The organism is Microbacterium sp. nov. GSS16, from assembly GCF_028198145.1.
Classification (GTDB): Bacteria; Actinomycetota; Actinomycetes; order Actinomycetales; family Microbacteriaceae; genus Microbacterium.
On record NZ_CP116338.1, the window covers coordinates 259,547 to 284,893 of the forward strand.

Here is a 25,347-nt window from a genome sequence, read left to right on the forward strand (position 1 = left end):
CGCGATACGGCATCCCCAGTGCCACGCGTCAGATGCGGAGCTGTCCCCAGCGGCCCGCATCAGCGGCCCCCGCTGAGTCCCCACTCGCCGGGGCCGCGCCCGTCTTCCCGGCGAATGCGCCATATGCCCGAGAATACGAGAAAGGCGGCCACCCGCAGGTGACCGCCTTCTTCGACTAGTTCTGTCTCAGAGCGCGAGGTGCTGTCGCACGGTGCTCGCGAGCGACTCGGCGTGGGAGTGCGCGGTCTCGGCATCCGCCGCCTCGACCATCACACGCACGAGCGGCTCGGTGCCCGACTTGCGCAGCAGCACCCGGCCGGTCGTGCCCAGCTTCGACTCGACGTCTTTGATCGCGTCCTGCACGCCGGCGTGATCCGAGACGGCGTCCTTATCGACGTCCTTCACGTTGATCATCACCTGCGGGTAGACCGTCATGATCGAGGCGAGCTCGGCGATCGACTTCTTCTGACGCGCCATCTCGGCGACCAGATGCAGACCGGTGAGCAGGCCGTCGCCGGTGGTGGCGAACTCGCTCATGATCACGTGACCCGACTGCTCGCCGCCGAGCGAATAGCCGCCCGCGGTCATGTCCTCGAGCACGTAGCGGTCGCCGACCGCGGTCTGGCGCACCGTGATGCCCTGCTCGCGCATGGCGACGTGCAGACCGAGGTTGCTCATCACCGTGGCGACCAGGGTATCGTCGACCAGCTTGCCGCGGCTCTTCATCGCCACCGCGAGGATCGCCATGATCTGGTCGCCGTCGATGATGTTGCCCTCGGCGTCGATGGCGAGGCAGCGGTCGGCGTCGCCGTCGTGGGCGATGCCGACGTCTGCCCCGACGCGGATGACCTCCGCAGCGAGCTTGTCGAGGTGGGTCGATCCGACGCCGTCGTTGATGTTCAGACCGTCGGGGTCGGCGCCGATGACGGTCACCTTCGCGCCCGCCGCCGCGAAGACCTCGGGCGAGGCTCCGGATGCCGCGCCGTTGGCGCAGTCGAGCACGACGTGGATGCCGTCGAGGCGGTGCGGGAGGGACGCCAGCAGGTGCATGACGTAGCGGTCCTCGGCATCCGCGAATCGGATCACGCGACCGACGTCGCCGCCGGTGGGCTGCAGCTTCTCGCGGGAGTGGATGGTCTCCTCGATGCGCTGCTCGACGACATCGGGCAGCTTCACTCCGCCGCGGGCGAAGATCTTGATGCCGTTGTCGGGAGCCGCGTTGTGCGAGGCCGAGATCATCACGCCGAAGTCGGCGTCGACATCCGAGATGAGGAAGGCCGCGGCCGGCGTGGGCAGGGTTCCGGCATCCAGCACATCCACGCCAGACGAGGCGAGACCCGCCTCGACAGCGGCGCTGAGGAAGTGCCCCGAGATGCGCGGATCACGCGCGACGACGGCGGTGAGCCGCTTGCCGACGGTGCGACGCGCGTCGGCAATACGGCCCTGGCCCAGGACGACAGCAGTCGCCTGGGCCAGGTGGAGCGCAAGCTCGGCGGTGAGGAGCTGACCGTTGGCCAGCCCCCGCACGCCGTCCGTTCCGAACAGTGCCATAAGAGGAACTGTGCGGATCAGCGCTTCGAGTACTGAGGAGCCTTGCGGGCCTTCTTGAGACCGGCCTTCTTGCGCTCGATGACGCGAGCGTCGCGCGAGAGGAAGCCGGCCTTCTTGAGGGTCGGGCGGTTGTTCTCGGCGTCGATGTTGTTCAGCGCACGGGCGATGCCGAGGCGCAGCGCGCCGGCCTGACCCGAGTCGCCGCCACCCGAGATGCGGGCGATGACGTCGTACGCACCCTGCAGGTTCAGCACCGTGAAGGGGTCGTTGATCAGCTGCTGGTGCAGCTTGTTCGGGAAGTAGTCCTCGAGCGTGCGACCGTTGATCGTGATGGTGCCCGAGCCGGGAACCAGACGCACGCGGGCGATGGCCTGCTTGCGACGGCCGACAGCGGCGCCGGGAACGGAGAGCACGGGGCGAGGAGCCGACTCCTGAACCTCGGCCTCAGGGCTCGAGGTCGAGAAGTTCTGCGGGAATTCGGTGGTGTCCTGGATTTCAGCCACGAGTATGTCCTTAAGTCTTTATGGCGCTTACTGGGCGACCTGGTCGAGGGTGTACGGCGTGGGCTGCTGAGCGGCGTGCGGGTGCTCGGCACCTGCGTAGACCTTGAGCTTCGACAGCTGCTGACGACCCAGGGTGTTCTTCGGGAGCATGCCGCGGACGGCCTTCTCCACGGCGCGAACCGGGTGCTTCTCGAGGAGCTCGGCGTAGCTCGTGGCGGTCAGGCCGCCCGGGTAACCCGAGTGGCGGTACGCCATCTTCTTCTGGAGCTTCTGACCCGTGAGGGCGACCTTGTCGGCGTTGACGATGATGACGAAGTCGCCGGTGTCGACGTGAGGAGCGAAGGTGGCCTTGTGCTTGCCGCGCAGGATTGCTGCGGCGTGCGAGGCGAGGCGACCGAGAACGACGTCGGTGGCGTCGATGACGATCCAGTCACGCTGGACCTGCCCGGCCTTCGGGGTGTAAGTGCGCGTCACGATAGTGCTGCTTTCTTGATTCGAACGGAGAGGTTCGTGAATCCCACTCCGGGGTGGGTTCCCTCTCGAGGATCCGAGATGGAACACGCGCCAGTGGAGGGCTCACGTTCGCGGGTGCGACCGCAGTTGATCACACACCAAGGGTCAAGCTTACAGCATCCGGGGGCTGAGGCCGAACTACTCGGCCTCAGCGGTGACCAGGATCGGGCGGTGGTCGCTCGTGGCCTGCGGCAGGGTCGTGATCTTCGAGATGTCGAAGCCGACCGAGGTCGCGAAGTCGTAATGCCCCTTGAACACCCGGTAGCGGGTGTACGTGCGGTCGTCGCTGAGGGTGAGCGTGTACCCGTGGTCGCGCACGGTCTGGCCGAGGCTCTCTTTGAACACGGGGTAGTTGTAGTCGCCGACCATGAGCACGGGCATCCCGGGGCCGAGGTCCTGCAGAGCGTCGAGACCCGCTCTGATCTGATTGCGGCGCAGCGAGTTGAGCGCGGTGAGGGGCGCGGCGTGGAACGACGCGACGATCAGCCCCCGCCCGGTGTCGATGTCGCGCAGCTGCGCACCGAGAACACGCTCGTGCGCGGGCTTCAGCACCCGATCGTGCAGCGACTTCTTCAGCCCGATCGTGCGCACCTGCTCGACCTGGAACGTGTTGCGGCGCAGGTACATCGCGAGCCCCAGCCGATTGCCGCTGGTTGTGTGCACAAGGGAGAGTCCGCCGATGGCATCCGGAAGGGCCGTGGTGTCGCACTCCTGCAGACAGAGGATGTCGGGATCGTGCTCGGCGACGAGCGCGGCCAGCTCCGTTGCGGCGCGATGCTTGCGAAGGTTGTACGAGATCACTCTCATGCCCGCCACGTTACCGCCGCCATCCGAGCGCGCGACCGGGGTTGCGCGAGAGACTCGCGCGAGACTATTCCTCGTCCCGGTCACGTCGGGCGCGCGTCTGCTCGGCACGGGATGCCAGCAGCTCGTCGGCCGGATACCCGACCTCGACGAGCGTGAGCCCCCTGGCCGGCAGCACCTTGAAGGCGCTGGTGCGGGTGAGCTCGTCGCGCAGCCGAGCGACGTCCGCGACCTCGAGCTTCCCCTCCCCCACGGCAGCGCACGCGCCGACCAGAGCGCGCACCATGCTGTGGCAGAACGCGTCGGCCGTCACCTCGGCGATCAGCACGCCGTCGCGATCACGGGTCCACCGGTAATCGAGCAGGGTGCGGATCGTGGTGGCCTCCTCACGCGGCTTGCAGTAGGCGGCGAAGTCATGCAGGCCGATGAGGGTGCGGGCTGCGGCATCCATCCGCTCGACATCGAGTGCGGCGCGGATCGTCGTCGTGTCGTTGCGGCGCATCGGGTCGTAGCCGACCGTCGCGTCGGCGAGCCGGTAGGCGTACCGGCGCCACACGGCCGAGAAGCGCGCGTCGAATCCCTCGGGGGCAAGGCTCGTGCGGGTGACGGTCACGTCGGGGTAGTTGCCGAGCACGCCCCGGATGCGACGGGCGAGCGACCCCGCAGGATCAGTCGCCGCATGGCCGTGGCGCGTTTGCAGCCGAGCCCACTGGGCGTCACCGAGGTCGACGTGCGCGACCTGATCCGAGGCGTGCACCCCGGCATCGGTTCGACCGGCGACGACCAGCTGCGCCTCGGAGCCGAGGATGCGCGCGAGCGCCGCCTCGATCGTGCCCTGCACCGTGCGCAGGCCCGGCTGCTTGGCCCAGCCGCGGAAATGGGTGCCGTCGTAGGCGATGTCGAGGCGGATGCGCACGTATTCAGCCTAGACGCGAGCGCCGGCCGCGGATGTCGGCGGTTGATGCCCAGGATGCCTGACCGACTCGTTCCATCGAGTCGCATATAGTTTCGATACTTGTGAAGAACTTCTACAGTTTTCTTCGTAGTTTTGCTTGACTTGTGGTTGGCCGGCGTTTAGGCTTTTCACATGTCAGCACCCGCTCTGGATCCGTTGCGAGAAGCCGTCACGGCTCTCGCCGGGGTGTGGGCGGATGCCTCGACCGCGGCCGACCTCGACCGGTCGGACCTCGTGTCGCTGACCCGCGCCATCGGTTCCGCGCGGCGGGCGCTGGATGCCCTGCAGGCCGACGTCGCCGCGGCCATCGCGCACGAATCCCGACCGGAACTCGGTGCCGAGTCGCTGGCGAAGCAGCAAGGATTCCGCAACACCGCCCAGCTCATCGCGACCACCACCGGCACCAGCGCGGGAGACGCGGCGCGGCTGGTGAAAGTCGGCGAGGCGATCGCGCCCCGGCAGAACCTGCTCGGCGAGCCCGCGCCGGCGAAGTACCCGGCCGTGCAGGGTGCCGTCACCTCGGGCCGGTTGGGTGGCGCCGGGGCGGCGGTGATCGTGGAGTTCCTCGACCGGGCGCGGGTCGGGGCCGACAAAGATCTTGTGGCGGATGTCGAGCAGCAGCTCGTCGAGCGGGCCGTGGGACTGTCGCTGGATGACGTGCGCCGCCTCGTCAAGCGCGCCGAAACGGTGCTCGAAGCCGACAAGCTCGAAGCGCGAGAAGAAGAGCGACGCGCGGCGCGGTCGCTGAGCATGTTCGAACGCGACGGCATGCTGCACCTCAATCTCGTCACCCCGGTCGAAGAAGGCGCACCGATCAAAGCGGCGATCGACGGGTACGTGTCGGCACAGTTCCAGGCCCGCAAAGATCTGGCCGGCGCGGGCATCGCGGATGCCGATGGCGCGGATGCCGGTGGGGCGGATGCCGATCAGCGCACCGTCACCATGATGCGCGCCGACGCCCTCACCCTGTTCTGCGCCCACGTGCTCGACTGCGACAGCCGGATGCCCGTCGCCGGCGCCACCGTCATCGTCCGCATCAACGCATCGGATCTCGAAGCGGGAACCGGCTCCGGAACCATCGACGGGATCGACCAGCCCATCTCCGTCACCGCGATCCGGCGGATGGCCGCCAGCGGCAGCGTCATCCCCTGCGTGCTCGACAGCGCCGGCGAGATCCTCGACTGGGGCCGAGAGAAACGACTCTTCACCCGGACTCAGAAACTCGCCCTCGTCGACAGAGACGGCGGATGCGCGATGTGCGGACTCCCGCCCAACATGACCGAAGTGCACCACATCAGATGGTGGAACCGAGACACCGGACCCACCGACCTCAGCAACGGCATCCTGCTGTGCTCCACCTGCCACCACCGCATCCACGACAACGGGTGGGACATCCGGATCGAGAACACCGATACCCGATCCGGCACCAGGGGACGAGTGTGGTTCATTCCACCACCCCACATCGACCCCATCCGGACACCACGCCCCGGCGGCAGAGCCCGCTACGACATCGCCGCCTGAGCACATCAGCTCTGCCCCTGCCGTGCGACCCAGACCTGCCGTGCGACTCGGACCTGCCGTGCGACCCGGACCTGCCGTGCGACCCGGACCTGCCGTGCGAGCCGGACCTGCCGTGCGGCCCGGATCTGCCGTGCGGCCCGGACCTGCCGTGCGACTCGACCGCGCAGTGCCGCCTCACCCGGATTGCCCCGCCATCGCTCGCTCAGACCACTCGCTCAGACCGCGACCTTCGGCTTCGCCCACGATCGCCCACGGGTGTCCTTGAGAATCGTGTACTCCACGTCGACGTGCGGCTCGATGGCGCTGTACTTGTCGTTCGGCGCGCCGATCACGAGCTGGAACCCCAGCCCCCGCCACGCGCCGATCGCGCGCTTCGTGAAGTGGGCGTCGGCCTTGATGAGGGCCTCGTCCATGAACACCGGCGCGTAGCGCGGGCGCGAGGCGCCGGCATCCCCCAGCTGGTACCGCAGAGCCGCGCCGACGATGAACGCGACCAGCTCCTGCGACTCGCCACCAGACTTCTCGCCGATGTGGTCGTACAGCGCGACGTGCTCCCCCGTCTCGGCGAGCACCCGCTCGGCAGACACCCGCACGTGGTTGCGCACGTCGATCAGCTCGGCGAAGTCGGGAGCGGTGCGGCGCATGCGCCCGATCAGCCGGCTCATCCGCTTGTACGCGTGCTCGCGCTCGTCGTCGGTCGACGCCGCCTCGATCAGCCCGCGCACCTCGCGCAGCTCGCGGCGGAAGCGCTTGCGCGCCTCGGACTGGTTCTCGCGCGGCGAGATCTGCAGGCGATGCCGGTCGTCGTAGAACGGCAGCTCACGCATGATGCTGTTGATCGGCTCGATCCGCTCCCTGATCTCGCGCACCGATCGGCTGAGGGTCGAATCGAGGCTGGTCAGGTCGTTGCCCGACAGGCCCAGCAGGCTGTCGCGCCATTCGCTCTCGAGCTCGTGCAGCCCGTTCGTGCGCAGCGCCTCGAGGATCCCGAGGAACTCGGGCACCGAGGCATCCGGATCCGGCAGCAGGTTGAGGTTCGGCCACCGCTCGAGGAACGACGACATGAGCTGCCGCATCCGCTCGCGCTGCTCGTCGTGCGCCTCCTCGGCCGCGCGGCGGTCGGATGCCAGACGCGCCGCCGCCGACTTCAGCGCCAGGTTCAGCCGGGCCAGCCGGTCGCTCGCCGACAACCCCTCGCCGTCGTCAGACGCCGAGAGCATGAAGCGCTCATCGAGGAACGCCGCCTGCGCGTCACCGACCGACATCTCCGCCGCCTCGTCGACCACGCGCTGGCACTCGTCGACGTCGTCGGTCACCGCGCCCCAGCGCTCCTGCGTGTCCGCGCGCTGCGCGCCGAGCGCCCCGATCTCGTCGCGCAGCACGGCCGCGCGCACCTTGAGGCTCTCGACCCGCTCGCGCAGGTCAGCGATCTCGGGATTCGCGGTCGTCACCTCGGCCTCGACGGCCTGCCACCGCTCGACCTCCGCGGCGAGCGAGGCGACGTCGACCTGCTCCCAGGTCAGGTCGTGGATCATCGCGAACGCCGTCGAGCGCTGCTCGATGGCATCCATCGCCGCCTCGGCGTCGGTCACCGCGGCGGTCGCTACCGCGACCTCCGCCTCGAGAGCCGCGGCCTGCTCGTCGAGCGCACGCAGACGCCGCTCGTTCGAGAAGCCGAGCACGTTCTCGCGGCCATGCCCGCCGTGCGCCCCGCGGTTGCCCTGAGACATCTGCCCCGCGATCGTGAGCGCCATCGCGTGCGCGCTCAGCTGCGCCGACGAGTCGACGCACACGAACCCGAAGCGCTCGTCGAGGCGCTGCTGCAGCCAGCCCGTGAACGGCGTCGGGCGGTGGTCGAGCCGGCCGGGGAGCGTACGGGCGTCGGCGAGATCGGCCGACGCCAGCCCGGTCTGCACTCCCTCGTAGCGCAGCCGGATCGGCAGGCGCACCTCGTCGATCGCGGCGCGGAACCGGTCGATGTGCGCGTCGTCGAGCAGCAGCGTCGTGGCGAACCCGCCGAGAGCGAGGTTGAATGCCTCGCGCCACGGCTCGAACTCGGTGCGCACCTCGATCAGCTCACCCACGAAGGGCAGGTCGTCGGTGTCGAGACCGGCGGCCTCGGCCAGCAGCATGCGCGCCCGGTCGAGGGCGGGAGGGATGCTGCCGCGCAGCCGATCCGCCTCCGCGCGCTCTTCGGCGAGCGCTCGCCGGCGTTTCGCGAGCGCCTGCCTGGCGGATTCGGCCTCGGCGAACGTCGCCCGGGCCTGCCGTCGAGCGGATGCCTCGGACTGTGCGGCACGGGCGGCCGCCTGCACCTCGGCGAATTCCTCGGCCGTGCTGGCCGACAGCCCGAGTTCGGCCAGCACGGTGTCGAACCGGTCGCGCTCGCGCCGCACCTCGGCGAGGCGCCGTTCGACCGCGCGCAGCTCGCGCTGTGCGGTCTCGAGCCGGTCGCCACCCGACTGGCGCAGCAGGTCGAGCAGACCGTCGCGCTCCGCTTCGGCGGCGTCGACCAGGGCCTTCTTCTCGCGCAGGGTCAGGTCGAGGGCGTGCGTGCGCTCGCGCAGCTCGTCTTCGACCTCGCGCAGCAGATCGAGGCGGCGTTCGGCCCGCCACAGGGTGGCGCGCGAGTCGGGGGATGCGAAGTCGCCCACCTCGTCGATCAATCGCACCTGCTCAGCCGCTGCCGTGATCCGCTCCCGGATGCCCGCGATCGGCTCCAGCGCGTTCACCTGCTGACGCGCGGTGATCATGCTCGCCCGGGTGCTCTCGAGCTCGTCGAAGTGCGCGACCACGGCATCCGCCGTCGCCATCGTCTCGGGCTCTTCGAGGACCAGCCGCTTGTACAGGTCGTCGACCGTCGTGATCTGCTGACCGGCCTGGATGCGCGCGAGCAGACTCATCGCCTTCGCACCCGACCCCGCCGCACCGATGCCCAGCACGGCATGCAGGCGGGCCGAGAACTCGCGGTCGGTGCCGAGGGTCTCGAGGCCGAGCGCGCGCAGCGCCGAGTCGGCGAGGCGCTGAGAAGCTGCCTCTTCGAGGCGTGCGAGGTCGAAGAAGCCGTCGGTCGTCGCCCGCACCCGCACGGTGTCTTCGAGGATGCGCGCGCCGGCCGGGATGTACCAGGCGCGCAGCGCCGTGAAGCGCGAGCCGTCGTGGTCGAGCCACGTCATCGCGATGGCCGTCCAGGTGTCTTCGCCGTCGCCGCGCAGCACGCGCAGCTTGGTGCCCTCGTCGGTGCGCGACTCGTCGATCTTGCCGCGGCCGTACGAGAGGATGTTGCGCTGCTCATCGCCCCTTGGGCGACCGGTGATCCCGCCGTTGGAGGCGCCGTTGAACGGCGTCGTGTGCGGCATCATCAGGGCGATGTAGGCATCCATCAGCGTCGACTTGCCCGACCCCGACCCGCCGCAGAGCATGGTCGCGGTCGGCGAGAAGCGCACTCGGTGCGGGCCGCCGTCGTAGCCGCCCCAGTTGACCAGCTGCAGGTCTTCGGCGACCCACTGCTGACCACGGGAGTCGGCGGGGATCAGCCCGAAGAGCGTCTCGAGCATCGTCACAGCGCTGCCTCCTTCTGGGCTCTCTCGGCACGGGATGCCTGCTGCGCCGCCTGCTCGCGCAGCCACGCGCGCAGCTCGGCGAGCTTCTCGGCGCTGAGCACCACCTCGACCAGCGGGCTGATCCGATAGCGGCCGAGAGTCTCCTCGTCGATCACGCCCTCGCGGTCGAGCCGGTCGAGCGCGGCGCGGATCGCCTTCTGCTGGCGGGCGGTGCTGCCGTCGGCATCCGTCAGATAGCTGAGCACCGTCTGCTCGATGTCTTCGACGTCGATACGAGGGGCCGGCTCGCCCGCGGCCGACTCGCGCTGGAAGACCGTGCGCAGGTGCACGAGCACGAGCGTCTCGGTGCGGTTGTATGGGGCATCCTTCAGCAGGATCGGCACTTCGAACTCGTCGGAGCGCACCTGCTGCTTGTAGGCCACACCGCGCCCGAGGTCGACGACCAGACGCAGGTACAGGTCGTGCATGCGCGACTCGATGAGCTGCTGGTGCTCGAGCAGCAGCGCCCACTCGGAACGACTGTCGGCGCTGAGGAACCGGCGCTGCAGCACGTGCACGAGCACGCGTCGCACCTCCGGATCGAGGGTGCCGCGATCGCCGGGGAAGAGCTCGTCGGGGTCATCCTCCATCGCGACGGGGGCGATGAACGGCGCGTCGGGCTGCGCGTCCGTGCGGTCGTCGGCCTGTTCGGGGATGCCGAACGCCGGTTCCGCGGCATCCGCACCGGCGCTTTTCATCCCCGACCCGGATGCCGGGCTCGCGGCCGACGACTCAGGGATGCCGAACGCCGGTTCCGCGGCATCCGCACCGGCATTTCCCATCCCCGACCCGGCTGCCCGGCCCGCGGCCGGCGACTCCGGGATGCCGAACGCCGGTTCCGCGGCATCGACACCGGCATTTCCCATCCCCGACCCGGCTGCCCGGCCCGCGGCCGACGACTCCGGGATGCCGAACGCCGGTTCCGCGGCATCCGCACCGGCATTTCCCATCCCCGACCCGGATGCCGGGGCAGCGGCCGGGCCCGAGGCAGCAGTCTCGTCAGTCATCGTGATCCTCCTCGGCTGCGCGGGCGGTCACCGAGACGAACGCGAAGCGCCTCGTGGTGCCGTCGGGGCGCATCGTCTCGACGGTCGACAGGCCTTCGGTCTCGGTCATGCCATTGCGGTGCGCGATCTCGAGCAGACCGACCAGGTCCACCGGGCGCCGCGTGTCTTCGGGTGCGTGGGCGAAGGCATCCGCCAGGTCGAACTCCGCGCCGAGGCCCGCCACGTACGTCTCGAGCTCGGCGTAGCGGGGGCCGCCCCACGAGCGCGAATCGGCTTCGAGGTACTCGACGTCGTCGGCATCCGTCAGCGGGGCGGGAGCCCCGGGCGGGCGAACATCGCCGACGGTCTGACGGAGCCGGCCGAGGTCGATGAGCGGCAGGCTGCGCACCGGATCGACCACCGCGTTCGACGGCGCCGACTGCGCCCACTGATGCAGGCCCGAGATGACGTCGCGCAGCAGGTCGTCGATCTGCCGGTCGCGCAGCGGGTCGTGGGTCTTCACCTGCCCGGTGATGACGTGCGAAGCACGGCGCTGCGCAGCGAGCACCTCCTCGACGCCCAGCTCGACCCGGCGGCCAATCGCGTCGAACTCCGCGCGCTGGGTCTGATCGAGGTGACGGGCGAACGGATGCGCGAGCAGGTCGTGCAGCTGCTCGGCGAGAGCGTCGATGCGCTCGGGGTCTCCGATCAGCCGCAGCGCTCCGGCGAACGCGCGGCCTTCGGGAGTCGCCTGCATGACGTCTTTCGCGCGCTGCAGGTACTCGCGCAGCACCTCGCCGGTCGGGCGCTCGTCACGGCGCAGGTGCGCGACGACGTCGCGCTGCATCGCCTTGAGCGATTCGGCGACGCGGGTGAAGTCGGCGGGCAGCTCGCGCGCCAGGTGCAGGATGTTCTCGGCCTCTTCAAACAGCTCCTCGTCGTCGACGGGAACAGTGCCGTTCGCCTGCACCCGCAGGATCTCGGCGTCGAGGGCATCTCTCTCGGCGGTCAGACGGGCGATGCGCTTGACGGGGTCGGCCTCGGCCTCGTCGGCCAGCCGTTCCACCGCGTCGAGCAGGGTGCGCACACGCGAGTTCGACACCCGGGTGCGGCCGCCGCCGGTGCGGCCGGTGATCTCGAGCGCCTCGACCGCGTGCGCAGAGAGCCGGTAGACCTCGACGTCGTCGTCGATCTGCTGCACGAGCCAGCCCTGCTTCGCCCAGGTGCGGCACACCTCCCGGCCACTGCCAGCGGGGATGCGCCGGTCGTCATCGTCGTGTCCTGCAGAGCGCAGCTGGTCGAGCGCCTCGGCGACCTCGGCGTGCGCGTCGGCCACGGGCACGGACGGGCGCTCGGCCGAGAACAGCATCGACAGCGCCGCGATGACGAAGGGCGCCTGGCGACCGTGAAGCAGCCCCAGCGTCGGCGTTCGGAACGCCGCGAGGGAGCGAGAGTATGCCGCCTCGGCACGCGCGCCAGTCACACGCTCCAGTTTATCGGTCGGGTGCCTGCGCTTCATGCCCGGCGGCGCGCCCGGCCGGCCTTCGTGCCCGGTCGGCGAGTCGCCGCAGCTGCGGCGACGATGGCGGCACGGCCGCGGCACGGCTGGGGCTGTATGGCGGCGACACGGCGCCTCCGCGAGACTTGCGTTGCAGCATGAGACCGACCGTCAAGCGTCATGTCTCGTGCTGGAACGGAAGTCTCGGGAACCGTGGGCAAATCCCGAACCGGCCGCAGCAACGCATCCCGGATACGACAAAACCCCCGGCTTCACCGGGGGTTTCATTCTGTAGCAGGAGCGGGGCTTGAACCCGCGACCTCACGATTATGAGTCGTGCGCTCTCACCAACTGAGCTACCCTGCCGCAGGGCATCCGATCGAAATGCGAATGCTGCGAGCCCCGAGTCAGGATTGAACTGACGACCCCTTCCTTACCATGGAAGTGCTCTGCCACTGAGCTATCGGGGCGTGCTGCCCGTTTCCGGGCAACCAGATGAGATTATCACCTCACCGTGTCTCGCGCGAAATCGAGGATCAGTACTCGTAACGCCCGGCGTTCCGCTGCATCCACGGCAGCGGATCGACGGTCGAGCCGTTGATGATGATCTCGAAGTGCAGGTGCGCGCCGTACGAACGGCCGGTGTTGCCGACGTGTCCGATGACGTCGCCCACCTTGACCTTGTCGCCGGCCTTGACCTGCATCGAGCCATGCTGCATGTGCGCGTAGTGGCTCGTCACCACCTGGCCGTCGATGACGTGGTCGATGTAGATCGTCACGCCGTATGCGCCGCCCGACTCGGTCGCGATGCGCACCGTGCCGTCGGCGATCGCCTGGATCGGCGCACCCTCCCCGGGCACGAGGTCGATGCCGGCGTGCAGTCGGCCCCAACGCTGGCCGTAGGGCGAGCTCATCGCCACGCCGACCTTGAACGGCCACTGGATGGCCGCCTCGGGGTCGTTCGTGTACAGGCTCTCGGAGAACTTGATGCCCTCTTCGGCCGCGACCTGCGCGAGCGAGATGGTCGAGTACGAGTCAGAGCGTGCGAGCGATTCGCCCTGCACATCGGCGGGGGCGACGAACGCCTGGATCTCGCCCTCGTCGACCTTGTCTGATGACGCGGCGGCAGTCGCTCCCGCGACGAGGGATGCGGAGGCACCGCCCTGCGCGGCGGCGACGGCCGAGACGGGCAGGGTCATCGACACCGCGATGAGACCGGCGACGCCCATGATGCCGAGGCTTGCGCCGGCGGCGACGAACCGCGAGACGCGCGGGCGCCGCGGAGCTAGGTGCGAGGCGACGACGCCCGCCGACACCGGCTCGTCGGCGACGGGCACGTCGTCGACGGAGCCGTCGACCCGGGGCTGGTCGTCGACGGGGCGGAAGCCGAAGGCCATCGACGCCGCGGCGAAGGCATCCGCGTCGACCGGCGCTGCCTCCGGCTCGGCCGCGGCTGCGACCTGCTCGGCGATCTGCTCGATCTCGACGGCGGAGGGCTCGTCGCGCACCGCGGGTGCGGGCGCAGGCTGCGCGGCGGATGCCACTGATGCCACGATCTCGGCGATGACCGCGGCGGGCGCGATCACGGCCTCGGGCTCGGCGACGGTCGGCGCCTCGGGGCCCGCGCTGGCGGCCATCCGGCGGGCGCGGCGGCTGGTCGCGGCGGCCGAGACGGCGGCGGCGGTCACGGCCGCAGCGGCGGCGACAGCGGATGCCGAAGTCGGGACGACCTGGTCTGCGTTCGGAGTCGTCGAATCCGCGGGGACCACCGTGGCGGCGCGAAGTCGATTCGAACGACGCGTCGGGGCAGCGGCGTTCTCAGTGTGCTCAGGGGGCAAAACGGATCTCTCGGGTTTCGGGTCAAGCTGGGGAAGGGCTTGGTCACTCTCGCCGTTCGGGCAACGAAAGTAACGATCGGATAAACGCTATCGTGCTCAGGCTGAAAAAGCCATGAGTCCGACATATCGCTCACTCATGTGGGACGGCGATCGCCTCGCACAGCCGACGATGCACATCGGGTCCGCCGGCGACCAGCATGGGCCGTGCGGCGGAAGGATCGAGGCGCGTCACCACACCCCCTGCCTCCTCGACCAGGAGCGCTCCGGCAGCGAAGTCCCAGGGATTCAGACCGCGCTCGAAGAACCCGTCGAGGCGCCCGGCGGCGACATAGGCGAGATCGATCGCCGCGGATCCCATGCGGCGAAGGTCACGAGCCATGGTCATCGCGCGCCCGACCGTGGCCAGGTCGCCGTCGTGCGTCGTCGGGTCGTAGCCGAATCCGGTGCCGAGCAGCGCTCCGGCCGGGGTCTCGGTGGTGACGGCGAGGCGGGTGCCGTCGAGCCAGGCGCCCTCACCGCGCACGGCGGTGAACAGCTCGCCCAGTGCCGGAGCGCACACGGCCGCCGCGACGCCCTGCCAGCGCTCGGGATCGGGCTCGCCGTCGACGACGGCGATGCTCACCGAATATCCCGGGATGCCGTACGCGTAGTTCACCGTGCCGTCGATCGGGTCGACCACCCAGGTGCGCCCGCTCGAACCGCGCTCGGCGCCGGTCTCCTCCCCGAGGAAGCCGTCGTCAGGGCGCTCGGCGCGCAGCCGCTCGCGGATGAGCTGCTCGACCTCGCGGTCGGCCTCGGTCACGATGTCGGCGATCGTGGACTTGGTCGCCGCGAGCGCCACGCCTTCGGAGCGGCGCCGTCGAGCCAGCTCGCCGGCTTCGCGAGCGATCTCAGCGGCCAGCGCGCCGAGGTCGGCTGCGCTCACGACTGGTCATCCGTCCGCTGCGGCGGGGACGGCTCGGTCGACGTGGAGCGCTGGTCAGCCGAAGGGGAGCGCTGATCTCCGTCGCGGTGCAGGGCCTGCGCCTGATCGCCGGCGAGGTGCGGGGCGGGGGCCTGGTCGCCGCCGAGGTGCGAGGCCGGTGCCTGCGCGGTGCCGGGCTGCGGGGCGGGTGCCTGCTCGCCGCCGGAGTGCAGGGCCGGAGGAACCGGAGGAGGCGTCGGGATGCCGGAATCGTGCGGCACCGGAGGCACCGGAGGCACCGGAGGCACCGGAGGGAGAGTCGAGGCGCCGGAATTGTGCGGCGCAGGCGGTGCCGGCTGGCCGCCGGGTGCGGCCGCGCCACCGTAAGGGGCGTTCGGCACCGACGAACCGTGCGAGACCGAACCGTGCGAGACCGAACCGTGCGAGACCGAACCGTGCGACCGCGAAGGCGCGTGGGGTGCCGGCGGGGCGGGCGGCGCCGGCGGCACAGGGGGAGCAGTCGGTACGCCCGCAGCCGAACCGTCGCTCGCGCGCGGAGGCACGTGCGCGAACGGCGCGCTGTCATCCCACTTCGGCTCGACTCGCGGCGCGACCGTGGGAGAGCCTGCTTGGGGCCCGGCCGGCGCGGCGTGCCCGTACGAATGCTGCGGGGCTTCGAGCGTCGGGAAGCTCGACGCCCGCTGCGGCGCGTAGGTCGGACGGCCGGTGTAATACGCGTTCAGGTCGGGGCTGCCGTCGGGCAGAGCCGGAAGCGGCGTGCGACCGTCGGCGTAGGTCGGCCACATCTGCTGCGGCGCGACGGCGACCGGCCGCGTGGGCCGGGGTGCACGCGGAGCGAACAGCGCGTTCAGCAGCGGGATCAGGGTGGTGCCGACGGCGGTGAGGATCGCCAGCGCGACCACGATGCGCCAGTACAGGTCGTCGTACCGGAACTGCTCGGGGAACGTCAGGTGGAACACCAGCAGCGCGACGAGGCCCGCGAGCATCGCGAACGTGACGATGACGATCACACGCGTGAAGGTGGTGACGTAGCGGCGGGATGCCTTCGTGAACAGGCGCACGTGCACGAGCGCGAGCTGCAGGATCGCGATCACGAGCAGGAACTGGAAGAACCTCGCTCCCGCCCAGCCGAAGGTCTCGGACATGTCACGCGGCAGCCAGATCTTCACCGCGCCGACGAGCAGCACGATGATCCAGCTGATCATGCTCGACAGGGCGAGCCAGTCGGGCCGACGCTCGGCGAGATGCGCCTCGGCGATCGCGACGCCGGCGAACAGGGCAAGCAGCAGGATCGTGAGGAACGCACGCCCGATGAGGCCGTCCTGGTCGCCGACGAGCACCCAGACGACGCACACGAGGGCGGCCGCGATCAGCGCGCCGATCGCGATCCAGATCGCGCCGCGCAGCAGCTTCGACGACATCGGCTTGTGCGCATCGGCGTTCACCGGATGCTCGGCTGACGGTGTGACGTCGGACATGATGAGATCCTCCCGGTCGGTGCTCTCATCCTCGCATGCACCGGTCAAGACGATCGGATGCTGTGCAGAGACGTCAGCGCTTGCGCGATGCGGCCGCGAATCCGGCGATGCGCGCCTGTGCATCGTCCGTGTCGAACGCCGCGCCGATCGAGTCGGCCTCGGCGCTCAGCTGCTCTTCGAACGACCGCGACGGCTGCGAGCGCACGAGGCGCTTGGCGTGCCCGTACGCACCGGATGCGCCGGCCAGCCAGAACCGCGCGACCTCCTCAGCGCGCTCGCGCACGGCATCCGCCTCGGCATCCGGATCGGATCCCGCCTCGCCCGACGGGCCGGCGATCGCCTCGGCGACGAGGCCCCATTCGACGGCTTCGTCAGCCGACAGCATCCGGTCCTGCAGCAGCAGCTGCAGAGCACGGCGCTCGCCGACCGCCCGTGCCAGCTGCGCAGAGACCGACAGGTCGGGCGTCAGTCCGATGTTCGCGTAGCGGCTGCCGATCTTCGAGCTCGCGCCGATGACCGCGTAGTCGCTGCACATCAGGATGCCGAGGCCGCCCCCCGCCGTGGTGCCGTGCGCGGCCGCGACGACCGGGACGGCCGAGGTCGTCAGCGACAGGATGCCCGCGTTGATGACCTGCGCGAGTGCGGTGATCTCGTGCCCGCCCGACATGCTCGCCGACATGGCGCGCACGTCGCCGCCTGCGCAGAACGAGCGGCCGCGACCCTCGATGAGGATGGCGCCGACATCGTCGCGAGCAACGGCCTCGGCCGTGGCGTCCCGCCAGGCGTGCGCCAGGTCGGCGTCGAAGGCGTTCAGGCTCGCGGGGCGGTTGAGCGTGAGCCGAGCGAGGCCCTCGTCGATCGTGAGCAGCAGCGGCTCGGTCATGGCTCTCCTTCGATGCGCAGGACGGGGTTTCAGCCTACCCGGTACTCAGCGTCACGCCTGCGGCTCGTCGGCCCCGCATGCCAGGTCACTTCGGTACGCTCACGGGCCGGAAACCGTACGAACCTGACCTCGCTCGCAGGCGCAGACGCAACCCCGGGTCGGCGGCGGTCAGTCCTCCGACAGCACGCGCACCACGAAGTCCTCCATGCGGTGCTTCGTGCCGTCGAGCCGCTGGTCGATCTGACCGGGGGCGCGCACCTCGCTCGGTGCGAGCGGATGCGCGAGTCGCACGTTGTCATGGCACGACAGGTCGGCGCAGATGTACGTGCCCGCACTGTCGCCGCGGCGGCCCTTCGCTCCCCCGCGCCGCGCGGTCAGCAGCGCGACCTGGTTGCCAGGCTGCATCGTGCGGCAGATGTTGCACATGCCCGAGCGCACCCGCGCCGGGTCGGTCGAGCGCAGCACGATGCCCATCGGCTGGCCGTCGCGCTCGACGATCACGACGGCCCGCCGGCTCGACTCGGGATCGCGCCAGGCGAGAAAGTCGATGTAGTCCCAGTCGGTCAGGATGAAGTCGTGGGGCATGCCGATCTGGTCGATCTCCTCGGCGTCGGCGTTCTTGATCGCCTCGCGCACCTGGGTCTCGGTGAGTGGTCGCATCGATCCAGTCTAGGAAGACTGACGCTCGGCGAGGCGGCGCTGCAGCTCTTTCACCTCGTCGACCAGCTCGTCGGCAGGGCCGTCGACCGGGATGCCCGGAGCCACCGTCTGGATCGGCAGCGCGGCCACAGGTCCGGGCCCGAGCCCCCACTCCTCGTGCCACTGCGACAGCTGCGCCGACGAGGTCGCGTACACGATGCGACCCAGGCCCACCCAGGCGTGTGCCGCCGAGCACATGGGGCAGTGCTCACCCGAGGTGTAGACCGTGGCATCCGCCCGCTCCTGCGCAGACAGGTGAGCTGCCGCCCAGCGCGCGATCTCGAACTCCGGATGCCTGGTGTGATCGCCGCCGGCGACCCTGTTGCGGTCCTCGAAGAGCACGTCTCCGTCGGCCGAGACGATCAGAGAGCCGAACGGCTCGTCGCCGTCGTCGAGCGCCTCCCGTGCGAGCTCGACACAGCGGCGCAGATGGGTCAGGTCCGTGGCATCCATGGCGTCCACCCTCTCATCCGGCCGCGTCGATCACCGCGGCGATCTCGTCGTGACCATGCTCGACCGCCAGCTCGCGCGACGTGCGCCCCTCACTGTCGGTGATGTTCGGGTCGGCGCCCGCCTCGAGTAGCGTCTTCGATCGCGCGAATGGTCGCGTCGGCGTCCTCCGCGTCGATCGCCGCCCACAGGTCGGCTGTCGCCCGTTCCGCCGCGTCAGGCCGCGGGTCGCCGGATGCCGGAGAGCACCCGACCAGGGCGCCCCAGGTGAACACCGCGGCGAGCGCGACCAGCACCGTCCGGATCATGCTGCCTCCTCGAGTCAGGGGAAGCGCAGGCCAGAACCCTGTGTCCGCGGGAGCCGTGGCTGTTGCATTCCGGGGGCCGACTGGGCCGCGCACCGTTACATTCCGGGGGCCGACACTCCAGATGTCGGACCGATCACCACGAAACGTCCTTCATCTGGCGTGTCGGCCCCCGATTCGTCACCGACGGGGCAGGCCGCACACCTCCATGCGCCGGGGGACCGACCGGGCCGCGCACCGTTACATTCCGGGGGCCGACACTCCAGATGTCGGACCGATCACCACGAAACGTCCTTCATCTGGCGTGTCGGCCCCCGATTCGTCACGGAAGGGCGACCGGGCAGGCCGCGCCGTCATGCTTCGGAGGCCGTACGGGGCAGCACGGCCCTACTTCCCCACCGCGAACAGCCCGTGCGCTCCCCGCTCGGCGTCGATCATGAGGTGCGACACGAACGGATACGTGCCCTTCTCCGGGAAGGTCAGCTCGACGAACCCGCCCTGCGCGGGCTGCAGCGCCAGAGCCTGCGATCCGGTTTCGGCCGAGTGGTCGAGCAGATATGCGCCCTCGGCCCAGACCGTGTCGAACTGCCCTCCGATGATGTGGAAGCTGCTGGGGCGCTCGATCCCGGCATCCAGCACCCACACCCGCACCCGCTCGCCGACCGCTGCCTGAAGCGGCGCGTGATCGTACTGATTCGCGTAGCCGTTGAAGGTGACGAGGTCGGGGTCGCGCGTGGCGATGCGGTCGGGGTCGACCGTGCCGCCGTCGTGATCGCCGAGGTAGTACTCGCCCTGCACCAGCACGTAGCTGCGGTCCACGGCGGGAAGGTCGTCGGGCTCGATGATCACGGCGCCGTACATACCGTTGGCGATGTGCGCGGTCATCGGCATGGTCGAGCAGTGGTACATCCAGATCCCGGCCCGTGTCGCGGTGAACGTGTAGGTGAGGCTCTCGCCGGGCGGGATGGTGCGCATCGGGCGATCGGGCGCCAGAGACCCGGCGTGGAAGTCGATGGAATGCCCCATCGTGCCCTTGTTCTCGAGCGTGATGACGAAGCGGTCGCCGACCCGGCCGTGCAGCAGCGGCCCGGGGGCGGTGCCGTTGTACGTCCACAGCGTCTGCGTCACGCCCGGCGCGACCTCGCGCTTCTCGTCTCGGACGGTGAGAGTGAGCTCGCGGGTCACCGGGGCAGCGGATGCCGGAAGCGCGGGCAGCTCGGCATCGTAGGGCTCGAAGCCGGGGCCGGGGTCGGCCATCACGTCGGGGGCGGTCGCGGTGGCGCTCGCGGTGTCGCCGCCCATATGGCCCATGTCGTGCCCAGCGGCATCCGGTTTCGAGTCGCCGCCGGTCTCGCTGCCGGCCTCGGCGCCGGTGGCGATGATCTGCAGCGTCATTCCCATCTGCCGATGCCCGAGGATCGAACACCAGCCGTCGAGGTCGCCGGTGATCACGCCGACGTCGATCGTCTCCTTCTCGCCCGGCGCGAGGCGCCCGCCCGCGATCCCGTTGGCGAAGACGAGATCGTGCACCTGCTCGTCGTCGGTGTTGGTGACCTCGACGACCAGCCGGGTGCCCACCGGCGCCTCGATGCGGTTCGGGGTGAAGCGCATGTTGGCCGCCTCGACCTGCACGGTCTGCACCGGGGCATCCGCCGCTCCCACCGGCGCGGCACTCCAGCCGAGACCGGCCGGATCGACCGCGGCGAGACCCGCCGCAACGAGCACCACCGCCAGCACGCCAGCGACAGCTTGCCCGGAGCGGCGTCCCGGCGCGTGCTCACCCTCGGGAACGATCGGCCCCCGGCGACCGCTCGACCTGGCGTCCAGCGGGTCATTCGCGGCCTTCGCCCGGCGCTGGGCGCGCATCGCGCGCCACATCACGACGAGGAACGACGCCATCGCGACGAGGTACATGATCGACGCGACCACGCGCATGAGGCTCGACACCGGCAGGGCGCAGACGGCGAGCGCGGCGTTGGCCACCGTGACGCGCAGGATACCGGCCGCATCGAACCCGGCCGTGCCGACGCGCACGGGCGTGGGGCCGCCGCCCAACACCACGGGGACGAGGTAGCTCAGCGCGCCGACGAGCACCTGCGCGGCGAAGCCGGCGGCCAGGTACGGCACGACCTGTGCGAAGAGGGCGTCGAGTGCCGGGAAGCCGCTGCCATCGAGCGCGGCCAGAACCGCACCCACCACGACCACGGCGACGGCGCCCGCCCACCACAGCAGCGCCGCACCCACAGACAGCGCGGCGAAGCTGCGCGGAGCCTTCTGTCGCGCGGCCCGGATCAGCGAGCCGAAGATGATCCCGAGTCCGGCGAGGTACACACCGAGCCCGGCGGCGACGACGAGCAGCTGTGCGAGCGCGGCCCCGGTGGCGGCGACCACGACACCGCCGGCGAGGACGGGCAGGGCACGGGATGCCCCGGTCGCGGCGCCCTCGTCGGCGCGGGTGCGCAGGATCGTGGGCCACAGCGTGACGACCGTGCCCCCGACGGTGAGCCCGATCCAGCCCAGCACGTTGATCAGCGCGTGCGCGATGACGAGGTTCGGCGCCGAGTCGCCGCGCGCGAGCCAGGCACCGAGGGCTGCGCCGATCGTCAGCAGCGCGGCCGAGGCGACGTAGTACCGGATGGTGCGGCCGAAGCGGCCCGGCATGCTGCCGCGCATCCGGGCGAGCAGGGTCGCCCCGTGCCAGCCGACCGCGACGATCAGCGCGGCGGCTCCGGTGACGGTGATCGCCCAGATGCCGCTGAGCACACCCGCGATCACGAGCGCGGCGGCGGAGTTCGACAGGATCAACCGGATGCTCTGGCGCCGGCGATCGACGTCTGTGGCGGCGCTGCGAAGCAGGGCGAACGAGAAGTACTGACTCCACACGAGGATCGCGTGCGTGACCGCGCCGAGCAGCAGCAGATGGATCATCAGCCAGCCCGGCATCGGCAGCGCACGGTGCGCGAGGGCGGCCGCGACCGTGAGCAGCAGCCACAGCACGGTCGGGATGTCGCGCATCGGCCAGAATCCGCGGTTCTTCGTCATGCGGAGCCCTCCTCCACGGTCGGCGCGCCATCGGATCGGGAGGGCGCGCCATCGGTCCGGGAGAACGCGCGGCGCGGACGGTCCACGCGCAGCATCCGTCCTCCCTCGGCGGAGTTCTCCTCCGGAGTGGGTGCGGCCGCGGGGGCGCGCGCCGGTCCGCGCACCGCGCTGTAGACGGCGGTCAGCACGAACAGCAGCAGCGCGATGACGCCGAGCACTCCCCCGATGCGCCAGGCCGCCGGCATCCCGAGACCGTCGCCCATCCACACGCGCACGACCAGCGCCAGCTGCAGCAGCGCGACCGGCGCCCAGAAGGCGGGGCGGTAGGGCAGGGCGACCCGCAGCACGGCGGGAAGGATCGTCGTCGCGTGCGCCATGATCATCGAGAAGGTGTAGCCGAGGAACACCGCGTGGATCACCGCGTCGTAGGCGGGTTGCGCCTCGGGCGATCCGAGCAGCAGCACGAGCCCCGCGAGCGCGAGCCAGACGTATCCGGCGAGGATGCACGCCGCCATGTACCGCGTCGCACCCGTCGCGTGGATCGTGCGACGCGCTACATCGTGCACGACCAGCCATCCCGTCAGCGACAGCAGCACGAGACCGAGCGCGATGGCTCCGGCGTCGGGGAAGACGAGTCCGACAACCAGCGCCGCCGTCGCCGCCCAGCCGTGCACGAGAAGCCGGATGCCCGCTGCCGGCCCCATCGTGATGCGCGCGAGCTCGACCCGCTCGGCCGCGATCGTCAGCACCACGAAGCCGATGAGCCACGGGATCACGCGGGTCATCGTGTCCTGCCCGATCCAGATGAGCGCTCCGGCGAGCGCGAGGCCCGCTGCGAGCAGCTGGGTGAGCAGCGCGTGGTCGTACTGTCGTCGCCACAGCGGGATGTAGACGGTGAGGAAGGATGCCGCACCCGCGGCGAGCACGATCTTCGCCGCGACCAGCGGCACGAGCGGAGTGATGAGCAGGATGCCGCCGATGCCGAGCAGCGCGGGCGCGACATAGCCCAGCGGCCGGGCGAGAGCGGTGGCTCGTTCCAGGCTGATCAGCGTGCCCACGAAGCCCAGCACGAGCAGCATCCCGTGCACGTCGGGAAGACGCTCGGCGGTGACCGGCGCGGGCAGACCCAGCAGCAGCAGGCCGGCGTCGAGCCCGGCGAGCAGGGCGAGGCCGGCGGGCAGCATCCATACCAGGGCCACACCCGGGCGGCGGCGCGACGAGCCGGCTGAGAAACCACGTCCGTCGCGAGAAATCACGCGGGAAGTGGTTCCCCGCGCAGAACGTGGTTTCCCGGCGGTGGCGCCGGGGCGCGGCAGCTCGGCGGTGCGGGGGTGCGGCAGGCCGGCGGCGGCGCCGGGGCGCGGCGCGCCGGTCATGATGCGGTCCGCAGGTGCAGCGCGCACGCGCCGTCGGCCTGGAAGGGCAGCAGCGTGGCATCCGCCGTCGCATCGCGAGAGCGCAGGATGCCGGCGATCATCCCCTCGTGCACCGCGCAGACCACATCGGCACGGCGAGCCGCGGCCGACAGCAGCGGGCAGCGGTGCAGCCGGATGCCGCCGCCGTCGTCGATCGGCGCGAAGCCCTGCTCGCGCATGACCTCGACGACCATCGCGCGGGGCGTGGCCGCGGCATCCGGATGCTGAGCGGCGATCTGCGCACCCCACTGCTCACCCGACGCGCGCGCCTGCCCGACCGGATCGGCCGCAACCTGCGTGAGGGTGTCGGCGAGCGCAAGCGCGAGTCCGGCGTACGGGTTCACGGTGTCGGCGGGCGGCGCCTGCCACCGCCAGCCGGGGCGCCCGCGGCCCTGCACCTCGGCACGGACCCGGCGCAGCCGGCCGTCGAGGCGCAGCCGCTCGAGATGCTCGCGGACGGTGTTCTCGTGCAGGCCGGTGGCGGCCACGATGTCGGACGTGGATGCCGAGGCACGCGATTCGACCTCACGGAGGATCCGCTCGCGCGTCGAAGAGTATCGACCCCCGTCTGCACCGCGGCGGACCGGCTTTTCTCCGGTCGATTCTGCATTTTCCACGGTATCCAGTGTAATAAAATCGACCGCACGCGCCCACCTCGCGGAGACGGAGAAAATCATGGGATACATCGAGATCCACAGGTCACATTCGGAAGCCACCTCCCCAGATGCCGGGCGGCACGGGCTGCGCCTGCGGCGGCCACGACGAGCAGCTGCCCGAGCTCGACGCGCAGGCCATCCCGCACGCGGTGCGCCACGCGGCGATCTTCGGGGCGATCGAGTCGCTGCAGCCGGGCGGCGCCCTGGTCATCTCGGCTACGCACGACCCGGTGCCGCTGCTGACCCAGCTGCGCGGCAAGCACGGCGACACCTTCCACACCCGCTATCTCGATGAGGGCCCCGAGCGCTGGCGCATCCTGGTGCGCAACGCCGGCTGAGGGCGGTAGGGCGACGCGCTGCCGTCGCATCGCGCCGTGGGGGCGTTCGAGTGGCCCCGTATGACCGGCTCCCGCGACGCGAGGCGACGATTCGGGACCTGCGGACGATATGGAGGCGACGATTCGGGACCTGCGGACGACTCATAGAGGAGCGAACGACGAAGGCCCTCGCAATGCGAGGGCCTTCGGTCTGGATGTGGCAAGTGAGGGATTCGAACCCCCGAAGCTTACGCGGCTGATTTACAGTCAGCTCCCTTTGGCCGCTCGGGCAACTTGCCAGTGCACACCCGTCCGGCTTTCTCAGCCAACCGGGGGCGCGAAGATCAAGCATACCGGTCGCCGGCGGCGGTGAGAAATCGAGCGGTCAGCTGCCGAACACGCCCCGCTCCGCCTCGTGCAGCGACTCCGGCGTGCGCAGTAGTCCGCCCTCTGCCCGGCACGTTGCCGCGGCGATGAGCATGGCGTCGTCCATCAGCCGCTGCCACTCGGCATCCGTCTTCGGCTCCCCGCGCGACAGCCCGGCGACGACGGCCGCGAGCGTCGCGTCTCCCGCGCCGACGGTGTCGACGACGGGGCCGGGAAGCGTGGCGATCGGCGCACGGAACACGCGTGCGTCCGATTCGAGCACCGCACCCTCGGCACCGGCGGTGGCGAGCACGGCCATCGCGCCGAGCCCGCGCAGCCGCTCGCGCAACGCGTCGAGGTCGCCGTCGTAGAGCAGGGTCGCGTCGTCGGCGCCCACCTTCACCAGCTCCGCCCTGGCGGCGAGGCGCTCGAACCCGCGCACGAACTCGACGACGTCGCCCATCATCCCGCTGCGGGGGTTCGGATCGACGGCGACTCGGGCATCCCCCAGCGCGTCGACCAGCGCATCCACCTCGTCGGATCGATCGAACGGGAAGCAGCTGATCGCGACGACGTCGGCGTCAGAGATCGCCGCACGCTCCGCCTCGTCGTACCGGATGCTGCGGCCACGGGCGGCCTCGTTGAAGGCGTACTGCGGCTCGCCCGCCGGCGACCACGTGACGACCGCGCGCGACGACCCCCGCGGCGACGGACTCTCGATCAGGCGCACGCCGTGATCGCGCAGGTACTCGCGGATGTGCGCACCCGCCTCGTCATCGCCGACCATCGCGATCAGCGTCGTCTCGACGCCCAGCCGACGCAGGCCCACAGCGACGTTCAGCGCGGCCCCGCCGACCAGCTCACGCACGCCGGAGGCATCACGGATCTCATCGATCAGGGCATCCCCGATCACCACTGCACTCATTCTGCGAGGGTACCGCGGGCGGGTCGGCCGACGGCAGTTCCGGGGCGTTGCGAGAACGGGCTCGTCGGCCCAGGACAGGACGGATGACCTGATCGCACCCGCCCTGGCTGGCCGC

The 25,347-nt window shown here is 70.5% G+C and carries 21 protein-coding genes and 3 tRNA genes; 2 read left to right on the top strand and 22 right to left on the bottom strand.

Annotated features, from left to right (window positions below; all coding sequences use genetic code 11):
* Nucleotides 1-186: 186 nt before the first annotated feature.
* From glmM to truA, 5 genes are all read right to left on the bottom strand, one after another.
* Entirely contained in the window at nucleotides 187-1,551 is a 1,365-nt protein-coding gene (gene glmM, locus PGB26_RS01205) for a phosphoglucosamine mutase (RefSeq protein WP_271638489.1), read from the bottom strand.
* A gap of 17 nt (nucleotides 1,552-1,568) precedes the next feature.
* The gene (rpsI, locus tag PGB26_RS01210; protein ID WP_099195945.1) at nucleotides 1,569-2,054 is read right to left on the bottom strand and encodes a 30S ribosomal protein S9; all 486 of its coding nucleotides are present in this window, start codon (nucleotides 2,052-2,054) and stop codon (nucleotides 1,569-1,571) included.
* 27 nt (nucleotides 2,055-2,081) lie between these two features.
* Nucleotides 2,082-2,528: a 50S ribosomal protein L13 gene (gene rplM, locus PGB26_RS01215; RefSeq protein ID WP_182252391.1), complete on the bottom strand. Its 447-nt coding sequence runs from the start codon at nucleotides 2,526-2,528 to the stop codon at nucleotides 2,082-2,084.
* Nucleotides 2,529-2,705: 177 nt separating this feature from the next.
* A complete protein-coding gene (locus PGB26_RS01220) occupies nucleotides 2,706-3,374 on the bottom strand; it encodes an endonuclease/exonuclease/phosphatase family protein (RefSeq protein WP_271638490.1) in 669 nt (222 codons plus the stop codon).
* Between the two features lie 64 nt (nucleotides 3,375-3,438).
* The gene (truA, locus tag PGB26_RS01225; RefSeq protein ID WP_271638491.1) at nucleotides 3,439-4,287 is read right to left on the bottom strand and encodes a tRNA pseudouridine(38-40) synthase TruA; all 849 of its coding nucleotides are present in this window, start codon (nucleotides 4,285-4,287) and stop codon (nucleotides 3,439-3,441) included.
* Nucleotides 4,288-4,458: 171 nt separating this feature from the next.
* Between truA and PGB26_RS01230 the strand changes: the two genes are divergently transcribed.
* Nucleotides 4,459-5,847 carry an HNH endonuclease signature motif containing protein gene (locus tag PGB26_RS01230; RefSeq protein ID WP_271638492.1) on the top strand — a complete coding sequence of 463 codons (1,389 nt, stop codon included), beginning with the start codon at nucleotides 4,459-4,461 and terminating at the stop codon, nucleotides 5,845-5,847.
* A gap of 215 nt (nucleotides 5,848-6,062) precedes the next feature.
* Here PGB26_RS01230 and PGB26_RS01235 read toward each other — a convergent pair whose 3' ends face one another.
* The 15 genes from PGB26_RS01235 to PGB26_RS01305 all read right to left on the bottom strand — a co-directional run bounded on the left by PGB26_RS01235 (nucleotide 6,063) and on the right by PGB26_RS01305 (nucleotide 23,585).
* Entirely contained in the window at nucleotides 6,063-9,410 is a 3,348-nt protein-coding gene (locus tag PGB26_RS01235; protein WP_271638493.1) for an ATP-binding protein, read from the bottom strand.
* Nucleotides 9,407-10,039: a DUF4194 domain-containing protein gene (locus tag PGB26_RS01240; RefSeq protein WP_271639706.1), complete on the bottom strand. Its 633-nt coding sequence runs from the start codon at nucleotides 10,037-10,039 to the stop codon at nucleotides 9,407-9,409. The genes PGB26_RS01235 and PGB26_RS01240 overlap by 4 nt, the downstream gene beginning before the upstream one ends.
* 409 nt (nucleotides 10,040-10,448) lie before the next feature.
* On the bottom strand, nucleotides 10,449-11,918 hold the full coding sequence (locus PGB26_RS01245) for a DUF3375 domain-containing protein (RefSeq protein ID WP_271638494.1): 1,470 nt from the start codon (nucleotides 11,916-11,918) through the stop codon (nucleotides 10,449-10,451).
* A 307-nt stretch (nucleotides 11,919-12,225) separates the two neighbouring features.
* A tRNA-Met gene (locus PGB26_RS01250) sits at nucleotides 12,226-12,299 on the bottom strand.
* 32 nt (nucleotides 12,300-12,331) lie between these two features.
* Nucleotides 12,332-12,403, bottom strand: a tRNA-Thr gene (locus PGB26_RS01255).
* Nucleotides 12,404-12,469: 66 nt separating this feature from the next.
* Nucleotides 12,470-13,702: a M23 family metallopeptidase gene (locus tag PGB26_RS01260; RefSeq protein ID WP_271638495.1), complete on the bottom strand. Its 1,233-nt coding sequence runs from the start codon at nucleotides 13,700-13,702 to the stop codon at nucleotides 12,470-12,472.
* Between the two features lie 199 nt (nucleotides 13,703-13,901).
* Nucleotides 13,902-14,696, bottom strand: a complete 795-nt coding sequence (locus PGB26_RS01265) for an inositol monophosphatase family protein (protein WP_271638496.1) — start codon at nucleotides 14,694-14,696, stop codon at nucleotides 13,902-13,904.
* Nucleotides 14,693-16,174, bottom strand: coding sequence for a DMT family transporter (locus PGB26_RS01270; RefSeq protein WP_271638497.1), 1,482 nt, complete (start codon nucleotides 16,172-16,174; stop codon nucleotides 14,693-14,695). Before PGB26_RS01270 ends, PGB26_RS01265 begins: the two co-directional genes overlap by 4 nt.
* Before the next feature lie 73 nt (nucleotides 16,175-16,247).
* Entirely contained in the window at nucleotides 16,248-17,057 is an 810-nt protein-coding gene (locus PGB26_RS01275) for an enoyl-CoA hydratase/isomerase family protein (protein ID WP_271638498.1), read from the bottom strand.
* Nucleotides 17,058-17,225: 168 nt separating this feature from the next.
* A complete protein-coding gene (locus PGB26_RS01280) occupies nucleotides 17,226-17,717 on the bottom strand; it encodes an FBP domain-containing protein (protein ID WP_271638499.1) in 492 nt (163 codons plus the stop codon).
* A 9-nt stretch (nucleotides 17,718-17,726) separates the two neighbouring features.
* Nucleotides 17,727-18,209 (bottom strand): nucleoside deaminase, encoded by a 483-nt coding sequence (locus PGB26_RS01285; protein WP_271638500.1) that lies wholly within the window; start codon nucleotides 18,207-18,209, stop codon nucleotides 17,727-17,729.
* A gap of 89 nt (nucleotides 18,210-18,298) precedes the next feature.
* Nucleotides 18,299-18,514 (bottom strand): hypothetical protein, encoded by a 216-nt coding sequence (locus PGB26_RS01290; RefSeq protein ID WP_271638501.1) that lies wholly within the window; start codon nucleotides 18,512-18,514, stop codon nucleotides 18,299-18,301.
* A gap of 384 nt (nucleotides 18,515-18,898) precedes the next feature.
* Complete coding sequence (locus tag PGB26_RS01295) at nucleotides 18,899-21,553, bottom strand: multicopper oxidase domain-containing protein (RefSeq protein ID WP_271638502.1); 2,655 nt, start codon at nucleotides 21,551-21,553, stop codon at nucleotides 18,899-18,901.
* On the bottom strand, nucleotides 21,550-22,929 hold the full coding sequence (locus PGB26_RS01300) for a hypothetical protein (protein WP_271638503.1): 1,380 nt from the start codon (nucleotides 22,927-22,929) through the stop codon (nucleotides 21,550-21,552). The genes PGB26_RS01295 and PGB26_RS01300 overlap by 4 nt, the downstream gene beginning before the upstream one ends.
* On the bottom strand, nucleotides 22,926-23,585 hold the full coding sequence (locus PGB26_RS01305) for a helix-turn-helix transcriptional regulator (RefSeq protein ID WP_271638504.1): 660 nt from the start codon (nucleotides 23,583-23,585) through the stop codon (nucleotides 22,926-22,928). The genes PGB26_RS01300 and PGB26_RS01305 overlap by 4 nt, the downstream gene beginning before the upstream one ends.
* Before the next feature lie 107 nt (nucleotides 23,586-23,692).
* Here PGB26_RS01305 and PGB26_RS01310 point away from each other — a divergent pair, with 107 nt between their 5' ends.
* On the top strand, nucleotides 23,693-23,962 hold the full coding sequence (locus tag PGB26_RS01310; protein ID WP_271638505.1) for a DUF2249 domain-containing protein: 270 nt from the start codon (nucleotides 23,693-23,695) through the stop codon (nucleotides 23,960-23,962).
* A 197-nt stretch (nucleotides 23,963-24,159) separates the two neighbouring features.
* Here PGB26_RS01310 and PGB26_RS01315 read toward each other — a convergent pair.
* Together PGB26_RS01315 and PGB26_RS01320 are read right to left on the bottom strand one after the other, a co-directional pair.
* Nucleotides 24,160-24,240: transfer RNA gene (locus tag PGB26_RS01315), tRNA-Tyr, on the bottom strand.
* 86 nt (nucleotides 24,241-24,326) lie between these two features.
* Complete coding sequence (locus tag PGB26_RS01320; protein WP_271638506.1) at nucleotides 24,327-25,232, bottom strand: carbohydrate kinase family protein; 906 nt, start codon at nucleotides 25,230-25,232, stop codon at nucleotides 24,327-24,329.
* Nucleotides 25,233-25,347: the final 115 nt, after the last annotated feature.